Origin of the sequence: Serratia rhizosphaerae (assembly GCF_009817885.1) — a bacterium.
In the GTDB taxonomy this organism is placed as follows: domain Bacteria; phylum Pseudomonadota; class Gammaproteobacteria; order Enterobacterales; family Enterobacteriaceae; genus Serratia_B; species Serratia_B rhizosphaerae.
In genome coordinates this window covers 3,004,216-3,019,256 of record NZ_CP041764.1, presented here as the reverse complement: position 1 = coordinate 3,019,256, position 15,041 = coordinate 3,004,216, and the positions used below count along the sequence as shown (strand labels likewise).

Here is a 15,041-nt window from a genome sequence, read left to right as displayed (position 1 = left end):
TGTTTGTTATCAAACATTTTCTTGACTAACCTCGATTATTTTAAATAAAAATCTCACACTAATTTTTTTTTGTACTATGTTATACATACTGAAACACACACAAAGAGTAAGTGGTTGCTCTTATTAAATTTACACGCATGCTAAGAAGAAAAATTCAAGTAATTTTTCATGGTGAAATGCACTACCGTGCACAAACTCAATGGAGCTTAAACGTGAGTTATTATGAACAGTATCAACTACTTTTTCAAAAATTAAAATCTGACATATCTAAAGATAATGCAATGCCAATATACCTACAGCTTCATAAGTCGTTGAGAGAAGCTATTGAACAGTGCATTATTAAACCCGGGGACTTTCTTCCTACAGAGAGGATAGTCACCGAAGAGTTACATGTCTCTCGCATTACGGTTCGTAAAGCTTTTCTCTGTCTTGTTCAAGATAATTTAGTTTTACGCGCGCGTGGATTTGGTACTCAAGTAAAAATCCCTTTATCGCATTCATTGTCAACAATCAATGGATTCGCTGAAGAAATAGACAATCAAAATAGAGTACCTGGTTCTATATGGATAGAGAAAAAGAAAACATTGCCAACGCCATTAGTTTCAAAAAAAATGAACATCAGGGAATGTGAAGAGATATATAAACTTGAAAGAATTGGAACAATTGATGAACAACTTGCATCTTACACAACCTCGTACATACTACCCTCAGTGGTTACTGATATTAATGATATTGAAACCTCATTATATGATTATCTCAGAAAACAAAAACTACCTTTCGGAAGGTTAAGTAGTACAATTAGTGCTTCATTAGCAGACCAAGGTTTATGTGAAAAACTAAAGATCCCCGAAAAATCAGCAATATTGGTTATTAAACAAACGCTTCTTGATAGAGAACAACAGCCTTTAGAATACAGCATTAGTTACTTTCGAAGCGATTTATATGAATTTTTAGCCGAAAGCTCATAATTATTGGAATATACTTTATTATAGGGTCACAACTCAACTCACCCCCTTAAATCTCATATTCAGTTTTTGGCATCTCTCTTTTGACCCTAGCCCATAATCAGTACAGTGATCCTACCCACGTAATGTGGACACGGCCCTAAGCGAGGTTTTGTTTTTTAAACTGTTCCGGCCTAAGACCGCCACAGGCACTGTGAATACGGTGGGTTTTCTTATGGTTAATCAGCCAACCTTCCCGGTGCAGCAGGATATGGATGCGCTGCGTGATGGCGCGATCGTCGCGTCTGCCTTGATAGTGGTAGAGCGTGCGGCTCTGCATCATCAGACGACAACCACGCCGCAGCCCGATGCGGTAGGCCTCCAGCAGCCAGGATACCTCCTCACTCTTCTGGACAGGCCTCGGAACTTTTTTTGATGACCTCCTGCTGCACCTCCCCCCAAGAAAATACAAAATTAAACACAGAAACAGCTGAAATCCGCCCCCACAAAAACCATTATATCGCTGCACATTCCCCGATGTGTGCATGATGGTTTTCCTATCCGTTTTTTTCGCCCTCGGTTTCCGCAGGGCGCTTTTTTGAATTATGGCGGGATGAGATTCAGCGCGAGAACATGGATACGACGCAATGAGATCTATGGTCGTCCTCACACTGTCACCCACACAATGACGAAGGCATCACTGCAAAGTGGCAGTGGCATGCATGAGGCATTTGGGTAGAAACCAAGATGAGGTTGATTTGATAGGAAGGTCGCAGATATGCGGCCCACTACCGGCATATGCATTAAATGCTATATGTAACATGCAGTTAAAAAGTCATTAAAATTAAATCAAAAAATACATGTACATGCATGGTATGAAAATCAAACACATACGATTTTTTGATGGGACTCGGAAAAAATTTGGTGAGTTTATTGCAGAAAAAATCAGGCATAATTGACAACGTGCAGAAAATTTCTGACTACGCGCGCTGCGCTAGGATTATTTTTGCCCTACGGATGCCTCAGCGTCTACACCCGTCGGATGTTAACCGCTACATTGATGCTTGGCTGGGCTGATTGCCGCAGACTGAACCTCATATCGGTAAATTGATACTGGAACACGGTGTTGTTGTACTTCTCTTCGACAACCTGCAAGTTTGTCCCTTTAATAAAAATCAACCAACGCCCATATGTTCCGCCAAAATTACCCTTCAGAGTGATCTCATACATAGACCCCTCATCCAGATATTTATCGTAATCTGCATCGCCGAACGTGTAGATGTGCGTAAACTCAGTAGATGAGCGCGGGAGCGTCTTCGCAACAGGAACGCCCTCGTAAAGACGTAACTTCAGGTAAAGCCGGCGATCGATGTTCCAGGAATCCGCGCTGATTGTGGCGATAGCTGAGTCGCTTCGAGCTTTATCGTACATTGTCAGCGTGTTACCAGAGTTAGCGACACCGAACCCACGCCAGTTATCCGGTCGGCCGTCGAAGTTGTTGTTGTAGAAAATTCGAGACGTATGCCGCAACGCACCGTAAACCCCACCGCAATAGCCAGCGCGGATATTGATAGCAGCGAACGGCTCACCCTGGAAGTCATGCCAGATATCGAAAAAGTTGTTCCCAGTGGCATTAGTCTGAGTGGTGGCCACAGAGAGAACTTTTATCACCGATGGTGCACCAGACAACGAATCATCGACTTTGTACGAACTGGCCCCGCGAGCGACCACCTTATTCTCCGCCAACGCAATGTAGTTTTTCCCTCGGTAGTTGTAAAAAGATAGCACATCGCATTCGGTCGTTCCGTTCGTCAGCTTCATGCCGCGCTTCACTCCGGTTATTTTATCAACTTCAAGCAGTGACACGTAATTGCCATTGAAGTCGAAATCACCAGCGATTTTAGCGTACTGGCTACCTCCACGCAGGAGAAAGCCGCCGTAACGGTTCGAACAGGTGAAGCCGATGTTAATGTCCCACCCCTCGTTTATCGGGGATGTGCCGGACGTACCTCGCTCAAGATGCAGGCCAAGCCAGTTCACGCGCCAGCTGTTACCAGTGATATAGACAGAGGCGTTAGACCATTGTTGCTTACCGGTGCCGATAACGCGGATGCAGTTAATTGCGACCCCGAAATGGATGCGAGTTAGGGAGAAGCCAAAGCCGGTCGGTTGCAGGCCATCCGCTTTACCTGCACCATCGATATAGCCAATAGACAGCTCAATATTCGTATCGTTGCCCGCAGCGTTACCCATAATGATCATCGGGGTCGCATCGAACAGCCCTGTATTAGCCGGCCAGGTATCGTCAGCGCGCAGACGGGCGAGATTGATGCTAACTCCAGCGGAGCCAATACCAGCACTACCGCCGATCCGCAAAGGCGTTTTAATTGTATAGTTTCCCATCCCAACGACTCGGCGTTTATCATTGTTCAGCGCGTAATCCATGGCTGCCTGCAGGGCTGCTGCATCGTCAGTCTTACCGTCACCCTTGGCGCCAAACATCTCAGGAGTGATCGCATTAATAGAATCTTGTACGCTACCGCCATATTCGTTGCCGACGATCGACGCTCCGCCAGGCCCTTTAATATCTTCAATGAATTTTTCAACGATGGGGCGCAGCTGATCCGGGTCGTATTTCAGCACGTTGGAGTAATAGAACTGCAGTGCGTTATACTCGTCGTAAATAGCCATGGAATGGCCCTGTACGGTCACGAACTTCGCGATCTGTCCGTTGTATACCGGATAGCCACCGGAATTAATCATCAACGGCTGTGCGACAGGAACGTACGTACCGTCCTCGTTTTCGAGGTACACCTGAATTTGGTGTTCTGGAATGGTCGGGTCTTTGTCAATTTCGCCGATGTAGATTTTGCCGTTCGCCGCTGCCTTGAATGCACAGGCAAGCGTGAAAAGTTGGGATGGCATCGATACTACGACGTTAGGAATAATATTGTCCACAAATTCCTCCTGGTATCCCCCCGGCTAAATAATAACCAAGGCCTGATGTTTGCACCATGTGAAGTGGATTGAAAAATTTATTACTGCTGCTCAGAAAACAGCGAATATAACAATCACTGCTAACAAGGCGTTGCACCGATTCCATTTTCATCACCTTGCAGTGCTGACTCAAACACTAAATCCACGGCGATAAATCATCCAGCTGATACTACAGAACAATAACTTTCCATTGTTCTTTAATGACACTCTTAAGAGTTCAAGTATCATTTCATTCTGTTTATTTTGAGATTCTTTTGACATAATAAAATCCTCACTTCTCCACATGGTTAGGTCATGGAAAACAACCATACAAAAAGAAGGGGCGCCCTATTACATGGTAACATCAAAACATTTCAATGTTTCCTACATTTGCAAACACCATCCCCCTATCAAAAATCACATGCCGACATCGATATTTAAAACCAAAACCATCCAGTAGATAAAAGCAGACGGTCATTGAAATTAAATGTAGTACACGGAGATGACGTGTCAATTAAATAACTCAAATTCAATAATGAATCACAAATGATTACTTATTGAACTTGAAATGTACCAGTTAATAGTAAAAATAGATGATTTAAATAAAATTATCATTTTCAAATTTTTAATTTTCATTTGCCCTTACCAGCGTTAGTAGGCCATCTTTCTAATTATGGCTAAGTGAGGATTCCGTGACACGGACGTACAGTAGCACCCGAACTTCACCGCCTCATTCTGCGCCAACTTATTTGAAGTCTAGGTGTACACTCTTCTAGGAGACAACAAGATGATATAAAAGCGCGCTCAACCTGCACCCAGTAGGTTGACTTCTGATACGACTTAATCTCCCGTACCTCCCCACCTTCGCGTTCCGATAAATAATCGGCCCGTAGGAAGTACGGTCTGATTTCATAGCAGTAAATGGATGCCACTGGCCATTGACCAATATTTCACAATCCACAGAACTGGTTTTGTCCGGATAGGAATACCACCAATGTCACACATTCGCTGCCAACCTAGTGATCTCAAGCATTGCTGTTGGTGTCAGTAAGGTGGTGCCGTCAGTACGGGCCATCACTGTAACCGTTGTTGCTGCAACTTCAGCAGGCGCTAAAATCCCCCGTATAGACTAGCCCCTGAGCTTTTTCTCCACATGTTTGGTGCTGCCGCCATCAACATACTTCGCATCCTTCAGGGAGGGCTGCGGAGCGGGATAATGAGATGGGAACGTTATTTCGAGACGGGCTGAACGTTACAGATACTGTCGCGCTTGAGGGCCTTGTCGCTGCTGCACTGGACAGATTCATCGTGCCGGATGTACGTCAGGACGTTGGAGCAGGCGGCAATGCCGGCACTCAGCGCCAGCGCCCCCAGGATAAAAGCCGCTTTTTTCATTCACCGACCACCTTGCATGTCGTGCCGTCTGTCACCGTGACGCTGCTGCCGAGACTCTGCACGCTGACCATCGGTGGACAAGCGTTGTCGCTGTCCGACCGGTAGCTGACCAGGGTGGCACTGCAGCCGGTGAGCAGTGCAAGATGTGCGACACCGTACAGCACTACGCACACTGCCACAGCGCGCAGCACCCAGCCAATCGCGCTGGACATCTCTTTTGTGACAGGCGCATCTAACATCAGGCCATTTTTCATAGTCAACCTCATGAGTATTCGTTTATAATTTCTCATGCAGAATTAATATTCCTTTGCTCCAAATAAAAACCCCGCACTGCGTCAACAGTCGGGGTTTTGTCTTTTTGTATCCCTGGTGGATTATCAGCTGATACCGTAAATCTCCCGGTCGAGTACCGCCCACGTCTGCGCCCCGCACATGCCGTCAGCATCAAGGCCGTGACGCCGCTGAAAGTCGGTCAGCGCACCGAGGGTCGCATTGCCGGCCACGCCGTCGGCGTCGCAGCCCAGCATCAGCTGCAGTTCCCGCACGTCGCCTCCCTGGCTGCCCATCTGCACCAGGCTACGGGCGATGCCTTCCCCGCGGGCAAGCCGCAGCGCCGCTTCAGCCTCTTCGGCATACGCCGCGATGGTCTGTGCCTTGTCGGTACCGTTGATGATGTGCCGGGCGTTGACGTAATCGGTCTGGGTCTCGGTCAGATAGTCGGCGAGCTTCTTGCCGGTAAACCAGCCGTTGGCCATACCGTTAATCGCCACCTGCGCCGCCACCCACGGCGTCAGCGCAAGGTCAGGCTGCCCCACCAGCGGAACGTCATATGCCAGCGTGTTGAGGTTGACCACCACGCCCTGGGCCTTTTCGTAATTATCCCGCCAGGTCAGTTGTACATAGCCCCGCCCGTAATAGGTCTGCCCCGTCTCCGGATCCGGAGTGCCATAGGCGTGTCCTGCGCCCTTGCCGTACTCTTCGATGGGCTGCATCGTTAAGGCGGTCTCGTGGTACGTGGTGGCCAGCACATACGCCAGCCAGCTCACCGGGATGTGGCGGCCGAGTGTCGTGTTGTAAACCGCGTACGCTGCAGTGAATCCGGACAGACAGTCGGTCTGTGCATGATTGATTTTGCCACTGAACCACATGGCACTCATACGCATACGGAACGCTATTCCGGAAAAAACACCTTCCCGGCTTTGATATTGATCACAGTTACACATTGGCAAGTTCTCACAAAGTTGGTTTATTTGTAAAAAAAACCCTCAATCCCCTAAAGATATAATTTTCAGACACAAAGTGAAATACAAAAGCATTATACCCACCACACAAAACGCCCCCGACCATTAACAATTAATCATGAAAATACATAAATCACACCTGACACATATCATTATAAACCACAAACCAACCGCATGAGACAAAATCACTTGAAATGACAAGCGAACCACCAGCCATACACAATTAAATGCTTAAATAACACATTACAAAAACATTTAAAACGCACCTCACTCACTTTTATATCCCAACACTAAGTGAAAGCAAAAAAAAAGAAAACACCAATGAAAAAACAAAAGCCCACACTATAATTAAATTCGCAACATCAAAATCAACGATTGCCAGCAAAACCACCTCGTCAATGTTATAGAAAACCATCAAGGAATACTTTTATGTCAAATAGCAATAGCCCCAATGCAACCATCAACTCACTAGAAGTCACTCATAATCGCGCCCTGGCCGACGGTGTGGACCGAAATACCGTGCTTGTCCAAATCTGCGATGACAATGCAGATCCGTTACCCGACCAGGTTGTAATTTTCAAGGTCAGCACAGGCGCAAATATTCAAAGTCCGGTGATAACCGATGCTCAAGGACTAGCCCTCGCAGCGTTGACCAGTACTACATCAGGCGGTTGCACAGTCCGCGCTTCCGTTACCCCCTATGAAAGCATGAGTACCGGCGTTTTTTTTGTTGAGACCAGTAGGGAAACAATCTAATCGTCCCAATAATATTTCTTAAAATGATACCGGTGGCTGGCAGTTCTGGGTAACACTGTGACAGCCACCGTCACTGACAATAATGAAAAAATACTGTTCTGGAAAAACCTGAATGGCATTTTCGGAATTGATAACAGTGATTCATGCGTCCTTCTGAAGAGAAAGAGCCGCCGGCGACGTTGTCCAGGTAACCGGTGACTACGTTAAATCAACAGGTCAACAGGTCAACAGGTCAACAGGTCAACAGGTCAACAGCGTATTGTTGCAATTCTGCCAAGGCTTGCTTTTGCTCTTCGGTCGCAGCGCCCAGGTCAACAGCTGACTGCGGGGGAAAAGCCGCATCGGTAGCAATACGAAGACGGCGAGTGTATTCGAGCGTGTTTTTTCCGGTGTTGGTGCTGGAGGGGGAACATGAGCAGCAACATCACCGAACTCACCCGCGACGGCTCGGTTATAAATATCAGGGCCATAATCCGTGAACGTGTCATCAGGCGATGCGGTAAACGGAATTTCGCCAAAATCAGCATGCAATTGATTACGGTTCCCTCTGTATTGGCATACGCAGGGGACAACACATGAATGATTTTATTCATGATTATCCTTAGGCGATGCGAATATATAAGGAAAACATGTTGACGTCGTCACGATGCCGGGCACACCCTAGGCAGAGCCAGGTGCCTGACGGTATCCAGCCATCATTGTAATAAGTCCCCGCAGTGGACATTTCCTGCCACACAGGAACCATAATCCCTGTCGGACGCAAATTCCCACCAGGAACGTCCGTGCCAACACCGTAATCATCTGTCCAACTGATGTTGGCCATGTACATCACACTGTGCACAACGCCAGGGGTAGTCAGTTCTGATATGGGCAGATATGGGCTTAAATCGATGCGCTGGGGATTATTTGAGCTATACACCCGTTGACCGGCTTCATTGATGATCACGTCGGCATTCATCGCACCGTTAACCTGCAGGGAGACGCTGCCGTCGGCAATGTTTCGCCAGAGCGATACCCCCCCTGCGTGTCAGCATAATCGAGTTTTTTATGCGTGCCATCTGAAAACGCGGACATCAACACATCATTAACGGCAGAGAGTCCTGCACATCCACGACATCCTTTTGCCCGTCGTGGCATTGCGCGCAGCGAGCACGGTGGTGGTTAACCTCCCTGTCGCGTCGCCTGCTACGCGGTATCACCCGTCTTCGCAATTTCACCTAGATTTTCATCCTGCCGCAGGTAGAGCGTGCCGGCCTGCTTTTCGTTCAGATAGGCCGTATCCGTCATCTCCAGCGTGACATCCGTGGTGGCAAAAAGCGCCAGCTCCTGCTACGAGGCGTTCGGCGGCAGCAATGACCAGTCTGTAATAATCCCTCCGCGGCGCACCCAGCCTCGACGCGGAGGACGTCGTCAGGGGAATGGCGGTACAATACGTCGCCTCGCCGGTGCCGGCATCGAGGGTCTCCAGCGGTGCCGTCAGCGTCACATCCTCAACACCCGGCTGCTTCAGGGCCTTATAGACCCCGGCAATCGACAGCGGCACGCCAATCCGGTGAACGCTGTCGGCATAATGCTGCATGGCCTGCTTCGCCGCCGCCATCACCGCCTGTGCATCCGGTCCGCTGCCGGTTATCAGGGTCGCCGTCACGGCATACTCTATGAGGGTGGCCGCCTTCACCACGACATAATCCGTCAGCGGACGGATAAAATCGGCGTTGAGCGCGGCATCAACGGTATCAAGCAGCGCCTGGCCGGGTACCCCGCTACCGTCATTACTCAGCACATACACCTCGACGTGGCCGGGAGAAATCGCCTTATCTTCCTGTGGCCCGTAGGCTTTGGCATCCCGTACCGCGCCGTCGGCAGACAGCGCAAAATACTCATAGGCCTGTATCGAGCCTGCCGTATTGCGTGCGTACCAGCTGAGCCGGATACGCAGGCGAAACGCGTCGTCCCCTTCCATCACTGAATCGGCCGGCGGGGCAGGGGTATCGTCCACCGGGGTCTCATCTCGCTGTAGATCCCGACCGTTTTAAAGATATCCATACCCCGGAGCGCGGCCTCTACGGCCGATATGTAGTCTTCAAAATTCAGTAATCCGTTCATCTGCGCCTCCCGGTTTTCAGATCAAAGTGAACATTGCTCGCCACGCACGCATTAAGATCCTGTTCGAAATAGCGCCAGAAGACCGGCCAGATATTGTTAAAAATGTGGTCGTCGATGGCATCTTCCATTCCTTCCGCCACCGGGATGCGGGATTCCCTGATGCGTCCGTCGTCACCGCGGATCCAGACGCTGCGATAGCCGTAACGTTTCCCAATAAAAGCCCTGTCGAACGTCGTGGGGGCGAGCCCGGCGTACAGGGCAAAACGCTTATTTAGGCCCCAAACAGGCTACGTCAGCTGCACAACCACAAATGCGTCCGGATCCGGCAGGAACATCGCCGGCGCAGATTGCGTCATGGTCATGGTGACACCCGGGTCGCCAGTGATGGTCCAGGTTTTGGGAAAACGAGTCCCTTCCACCAGCCCCTCACGGATAGCGTCTTCATCCGTGATGGCGCCGTAGGTACGTAGGTTGTTGCCCAGCACCAGGGTGTTTTCTCGCCGGTATCCGGATCGATGTACTGTCCCTTGTAAACGACAATCATCACGTCACCATAAAACCCCTTGTAGCTGACCACATCCCCCAAATTCTTCAGCGCCGTCTCGTATCGTCCGTCGGAGCGAACGTGTCCGGATCCTGTGCGGACCACGCGGTACTGCCGGACTGGATGATGTTGTTTTCCGGACTGCGTTGCATATCGATTTCCTGCGTCGGAAACCTATCGCTGGTCAGCGTATACTTGCCATACAGCACCGCCTGCACCCCCTGGTACTCCTCGAGCTGCAAGATGGACATCTCTTCATCCCTGAGGTTCTGCGCGATGATGGCGGCACGGCGCTCTGTCAGCGACAGCGGCTGCGACGGATCTTCGCCCGGGCGCCGCTTGATACTCTGGCCGGAATTAACCGTATGTTTGGATTTGACATACCCCGGCTTGAAGCTGCTGGTTGTCGACCCCCGGGAGTGATCGACCTTGCCCGTCACCATCGGTGCGCAATACACCGCCATCGGCACTTCGCCCGGGATTTTATCCAGGTAGACCACCTCGGTCTGAAAGGTAAAGGTGTCAGGGAAAAACAGCTCGAGAAAAAGCTGCCTGAATTTGAATTTCTGAGTCACCGCACCCAGCAACTCACGCATGGTGTAGCAGGAGGTTACTGCTGTATTTTCGGACATACAAAATTCCTGTATAAAAGCCGCCACAGGGGCGGTTGGAGTCGTTGACACGAGCCGGCCGGGGCCGTGACGTCTGCTGCTCAGCCAATGCTGATGGCCGTACCGACAAACGCGGTCTGTTTCTGGCCTTCCGTCAGATCCTCCGGCCAGTTAATGGCCGTCGAACGAAAAGAGCCCTTGTTGTAGTAACTGAACCCTTTCACACCCAGCGTGCTGCTCTCGGCAAAACAGGTCAGCCCCACGGCAGTGCCGGGGGTACCGTCCCACGCCACGAACTCGTCCCCTGAGGAGCCCGAGGAATCCACCATCACCGGCGTCAGGCGGGGAACATCCACACCCTGCGCCAGCGTACCCACCACCGACAAGGGCAGGTCGGGGCCGAGGATAAAATCATCCTGTTCAAACGTTTCTGTCTGGCTCATGCTTATTCTCCGGTTAAACGCTCAACGGCGGCATTGAGCACGCCCATACGCGTATCGGCGTCAGTTTTTTTCGGCTCCCCGCCGCTGACCGCGTCGGGGGACTCTTTTTCCATTAGCGCATCGAGCGCCGTTTCAGTTTTCGCCTGAGCGCTGAGTGGCGAGGCTGACAGCACGGCCTTTGCTGCATCCAGCGTCATCCCCGGTACTTTTGCCAGCGCTTTAGCCTGCGGCTCCCGCCCCTTCGCCTCATCACATTCCAGAATGGACATGATGCGATGCATTTCATCGCTGGCCACCACCGCGGCATCGACCGACGCGGCCGGGGACACGGGGATATCAACCTGCGTCGATGCCTCCGCCTGCAGTCCTTCCGGCAGCTGTACTTTCTTTTCTGGTTCAGACATATACACTCCTTTCGGTTTCATCGATGCCGCCATGACCGAGACAGCATCTGCATAATTCACCACCCGGCCGGCAAACCCGGCCTCGATGGCCGCCTCACCTTCATAGGTGTCCGCCTCGGTGGCCAGCACCGCCTCTTTCGTCAGCCCGGTGTACTCCGCCACTTTCGCGGCAAACATCTCGCGGTTCTCATCCACCCGCATCTGAATGTCCGCCCGCACGTCGTCGGGTAACTGCTGATACGGATTGCCGTCGACCTTGTGGGAGCCGGCGTAAATCAGCGTGATATCCACGCCAGCCTGCTCCAGCGCCCTTTCCAAACTGCGGTGCGCCACGACGACGCCTATCGAGCCCACCACGCCGGTCTGTGTGATCAGTCGTTGACTGCAGGCGGAGGCCAGCAGGTATCCCGCCGAGCAGGCCATGTCATTGGCCAGCGACCAGACCGGCTTTTTATCCCGGGCCCGGGCAATCAGGTCGGCGGTATCAAACGCCCCCGCCACCTCACCGCCCGGTGAGTCAATGTCCAGCAGGATCCCTTTCACCGCCGGATCATCCAGCGCCAGCTGCAGGCGGGTAATGATGCCGTCATACCCCGTCATGCCGGAAAACGGCTGCACATACCCAAATTTGTGCACCAGCGTTCCCGTGACGGGCAGTACGGCGATACCGTTTTCCACCCGGTACGATTTGGTGCGGCGCCCGCCCTCATCGTCATCCCAGCCGAACGCCAGTTTTTTCAGCGCGTCGCCGGCATAAGCCTGCCCGGTGACGGCATCCACCAGCCGGCTGGCGCCAAGACGCTCGCCGAGCACAGAAAAGAAAACCCGCGCATAGGCGGGTTCAAGTAGCAGCGGCTGATTGAAGACTCTGGCGGCCAGATGTTGGTAACTAGGCCATTGCATGTTGTTCTCCCGGTTCATCATCCGTTTGTGACGGCAGCCTGACAGCCCAGTCCGGATCGGCCAGCCCCGATTCGCGCCGACGCTCAATCTCAAACTGCTGCTGTTCAAATACGTCTTCGTAGTCCATCCCCTGCAGCGCCAGTTCATGCTGGTAGGTGCTGAGACCGGTGGTGATGCGCATCGCGCTCTCCTGCACCTCCTTCAGTCCGTCAATGGCCATGCGCCCGGCGCCAATCCACAGGGCATGGGCCCAGGAATTACGCGCTTCGTAAAAACCATACCGGGCCCTGGCCGGCAACGTGATCACGCCGCGCGCCACCGCTTCTTCAAACCAGCAGCCAAACATCAGTGACGCCTGGCGGCCGGCAATGAGGAGAAAGGGCTAAACCATCGGCCTGCAGCTATGAAAAGCGCTGGAGCTTGATAAAAACGAACAAAAAAACCATGTCCGGTTATTTAATAAGTGCAATCGATATATATCAATGAGTTAACACCAACTCTAACCGGACATCACTTCAGAAAAAATCTCATAAATAGCGAGAATGTGCGCGTCGTCCGCCCGGCAGGCTTTTGAGCGCTGGAAAGGACCCGTGAAATCAAAATGGGCATCGATATCATTTGACCGGTGCCCCAGGATGCAGCCGCCAGGCCACCCGGCGTTCGCGCCCCAGCGCATTATTCCATGGGCGCTCGACCCGACACTCCGTCCTGGTGCTCCACCAAAGACCAGCAGGGATAAACCACCATACCGCCGTACGCATCACCCACCGCGTAGTCAGCAGCCTTGTGTTTCTCCCAACGACCGAGCATCGACCGCAGACAGGCAGGCGGCACGCTGTAACACACCCCATGGAGCAGACGCGGCAGCAGGATGTGATCGGCATGATGTTTGTCAGCATCGATAAGCTTCTGGGCTATCTGCAGCTGATACTGCGGTGGGCGCCCGGTGCCCAGGTAGAACGAGCAGAGGTGTTCGGGAAAACACTCAAGCCATGACTGCGCCAGCCCCCTAAAGCTGCGCATCATCTTCCATCACAATCACGCGTTCGGACTGCGCAGCGGCCCATTCGATGGCCCGGCGGTGCCCGGCATTGGCGCCATGGTTACCTTCATCCATCAGCAGATGTGCATCGAGCAACCGCGCCAACACTTCAGCCTGATCACGTCGGCCATGATGGCCAATCACCACAATCTTCATTATTTATGCTTCCAGAAGGCCAGTTCTTTACCGATACCGTTGGACTTAAAAACGGTATGCACCTGTGGCCCGGTCACGATACGGTCGCCAAACGACTTCGCCACGATACCAAAGGCGATCATGTCCCCGACGGCGCAGTTAGCCTGCTCCATTTTCCAGAATCTATAGCTCTCGATGCGGTAATACAGCCGCACGATACCGTGAGCAAAGGCCATCACATCCTCACGGCTGCCGACCAGCAGCCCGGCATTGAGCATCACATCGTTACGGTGGGCGCTGATAAAGTCCTGGTAGACCTTTTCGGGGTGGTTTCTGGCGGCCCAGTTATCGGCATACAGTGTGGGCTCTGAACCGACGTAAACCTTGCCGGTCTCCATGTTCGCCCACGGCTCCCGCAGCATTTCGACATCGGTGCCATCGGTGCACCAGACGTGGGTGTAGTCCGGGTGGTCGCGCAGGTAGTGATAAATATGCAGCCAGCGCCGGAAATAGACGTTCATCGCCACATCAGGAACGTGCACCCGCGTGGCGCCGGCAGGCGCCGTTTTCAACTCGTCGGCCAGTACCACCGCCTCGGCGCCGCGGATGGAAGCCGCCCACGTCGACAGCAAAGTGGCATCCGCCTTTATTCGGGTGCCACGCTGTGGATCGGGCCTGCTGGTCAGTAACGTGGTCAGCACCAGGTGTTTGCGTGGCCGGTAATCCACATAGGCGGTATACCCGGCGTCCCGACGCTGACCGTAGATGCTGGCGTTACGCCTGACCAGTTTTTCGCGGTCCGGACGCGGTACCGAGCGATCAACGGCTTCGTGCTCGTCCATCGAAGCCCCCCACCGTCTCGATGGCTCGGCGGTGATAGTAGAGCATCACGCCACGCTGCCCGGTGTACGCCACATGGCACTCATCACGATACAATACGGCCAGGTCCTTGAGTTTTCTCGGGCCGACCAGATCGAGAAATTGATACGTCAGGTGAGGCTCGGGTGAGTCGATGTAAGGCTGGTGCCAGTCATCGGCAATCGGCCAGGCATCATCGTCCCACAAAAAGAGATGTTCGCAGCCGGCGTTCATCAGCACCTGCAGGCTGGCATTTTTCGTTGCCACTATCCCCAAAGACTGCTCATGACGAATCACCTGCACACCGGCCGGAACAACCGCTGCCGGTATCGAACCGTCATCAACCACCACCAGCAGCGCACCGGCAGGCAAATGCTTAATATGCTGCTCAAGCGTGTTTTTTAATACCTTTGCGCGGCTATGGGTGGAAACAGCAATGCCGATTTTGGCTGTCGCCCCACTCGCAGGCGCGTACGGGACACCATCGATTGTGACCTGCATACCCAAACACCTCTTGTGCGGGTTGGAAAATGGCGTTCCGGCAAAACGATATATCGTTACGTGCCGCCCGCAACTGAAATTTTATCCGCCAGAAGACAAAAGCCCCGGCGGTTAGCCAGGGCTTCATATTGGTGCCTTCCTTTCTCAACGGCCCGTGGAGAGCGAGCCCGCATCATCAACTG

At 52.3% G+C, this 15,041-nt stretch carries 13 protein-coding genes and 4 pseudogenes; 2 read left to right on the top strand and 15 right to left on the bottom strand.

Annotation, left to right across the window (positions count from 1 at the left end; genetic code table 11):
* Window positions 1–110 precede the first annotated feature (110 nt).
* Window positions 111–968, top strand: coding sequence for a GntR family transcriptional regulator (locus FO014_RS14085; protein ID WP_246167962.1), 858 nt, complete (start codon window positions 111–113; stop codon window positions 966–968).
* Between the two features lie 190 nt (window positions 969–1,158).
* Here FO014_RS14085 and FO014_RS14080 read toward each other — a convergent pair.
* From FO014_RS14080 to FO014_RS14060, 5 genes and pseudogenes are all read right to left on the bottom strand, one after another.
* Window positions 1,159–1,377, bottom strand: a pseudogene (locus tag FO014_RS14080) (IS3 family transposase); the annotation flags it as partial.
* A gap of 596 nt (window positions 1,378–1,973) precedes the next feature.
* Window positions 1,974–3,869 (bottom strand): phage head-binding domain-containing protein, encoded by a 1,896-nt coding sequence (locus tag FO014_RS14075; RefSeq protein ID WP_425500817.1) that lies wholly within the window; start codon window positions 3,867–3,869, stop codon window positions 1,974–1,976.
* A 1,281-nt stretch (window positions 3,870–5,150) separates the two neighbouring features.
* Window positions 5,151–5,315 carry a hypothetical protein gene (locus tag FO014_RS14070; protein WP_160029986.1) on the bottom strand — a complete coding sequence of 55 codons (165 nt, stop codon included), beginning with the start codon at window positions 5,313–5,315 and terminating at the stop codon, window positions 5,151–5,153.
* Complete coding sequence (locus FO014_RS24215) at window positions 5,312–5,581, bottom strand: hypothetical protein (protein ID WP_201282960.1); 270 nt, start codon at window positions 5,579–5,581, stop codon at window positions 5,312–5,314. Before FO014_RS24215 ends, FO014_RS14070 begins: the two co-directional genes overlap by 4 nt.
* A gap of 111 nt (window positions 5,582–5,692) precedes the next feature.
* Window positions 5,693–6,478, bottom strand: coding sequence for a peptidoglycan-binding protein (locus tag FO014_RS14060; RefSeq protein WP_160029984.1), 786 nt, complete (start codon window positions 6,476–6,478; stop codon window positions 5,693–5,695).
* A 507-nt stretch (window positions 6,479–6,985) separates the two neighbouring features.
* Here FO014_RS14060 and FO014_RS14055 point away from each other — a divergent pair.
* Window positions 6,986–7,312 (top strand): Ig-like domain-containing protein, encoded by a 327-nt coding sequence (locus tag FO014_RS14055; protein WP_160029983.1) that lies wholly within the window; start codon window positions 6,986–6,988, stop codon window positions 7,310–7,312.
* A 232-nt stretch (window positions 7,313–7,544) separates the two neighbouring features.
* On the opposite strand, the gene FO014_RS24280 is transcribed toward FO014_RS14055, so the two are convergent.
* The 10 genes and pseudogenes from FO014_RS24280 to FO014_RS14010 form a co-directional block, all read right to left on the bottom strand.
* On the bottom strand, window positions 7,545–7,622 hold the full coding sequence (locus FO014_RS24280) for a hypothetical protein (RefSeq protein WP_425500816.1): 78 nt from the start codon (window positions 7,620–7,622) through the stop codon (window positions 7,545–7,547).
* Window positions 7,623–7,913: 291 nt separating this feature from the next.
* Entirely contained in the window at window positions 7,914–8,270 is a 357-nt protein-coding gene (locus FO014_RS14045; RefSeq protein WP_160029982.1) for a hypothetical protein, read from the bottom strand.
* Between the two features lie 267 nt (window positions 8,271–8,537).
* Window positions 8,538–9,311 (bottom strand): baseplate assembly protein, encoded by a 774-nt coding sequence (locus tag FO014_RS14040; RefSeq protein WP_160029981.1) that lies wholly within the window; start codon window positions 9,309–9,311, stop codon window positions 8,538–8,540.
* Window positions 9,312–9,705: 394 nt separating this feature from the next.
* A pseudogene (locus FO014_RS14035) lies at window positions 9,706–10,594 on the bottom strand (major capsid protein).
* Between the two features lie 80 nt (window positions 10,595–10,674).
* Window positions 10,675–11,016, bottom strand: coding sequence for a head decoration protein (locus tag FO014_RS14030; protein ID WP_160029980.1), 342 nt, complete (start codon window positions 11,014–11,016; stop codon window positions 10,675–10,677).
* 2 nt (window positions 11,017–11,018) lie between these two features.
* Window positions 11,019–12,323: a S49 family peptidase gene (locus tag FO014_RS14025; RefSeq protein ID WP_160029979.1), complete on the bottom strand. Its 1,305-nt coding sequence runs from the start codon at window positions 12,321–12,323 to the stop codon at window positions 11,019–11,021.
* Window positions 12,310–12,693 (bottom strand): annotated as a pseudogene (locus tag FO014_RS14020) (phage portal protein); the annotation flags it as partial. The gene FO014_RS14025 and the pseudogene FO014_RS14020, both read right to left, overlap by 14 nt.
* 305 nt (window positions 12,694–12,998) lie before the next feature.
* Window positions 12,999–13,349, bottom strand: a complete 351-nt coding sequence (locus tag FO014_RS24210) for a hypothetical protein (RefSeq protein ID WP_343039557.1) — start codon at window positions 13,347–13,349, stop codon at window positions 12,999–13,001.
* Entirely contained in the window at window positions 13,333–13,521 is a 189-nt protein-coding gene (locus FO014_RS24205; protein ID WP_343039556.1) for a hypothetical protein, read from the bottom strand. The genes FO014_RS24210 and FO014_RS24205 overlap by 17 nt, the downstream gene beginning before the upstream one ends.
* Window positions 13,521–14,859, bottom strand: a pseudogene (locus tag FO014_RS14010) (glycosyltransferase family 2 protein). The gene FO014_RS24205 and the pseudogene FO014_RS14010 overlap by 1 nt, the downstream one beginning before the upstream one ends.
* Window positions 14,860–15,041 lie beyond the last annotated feature (182 nt).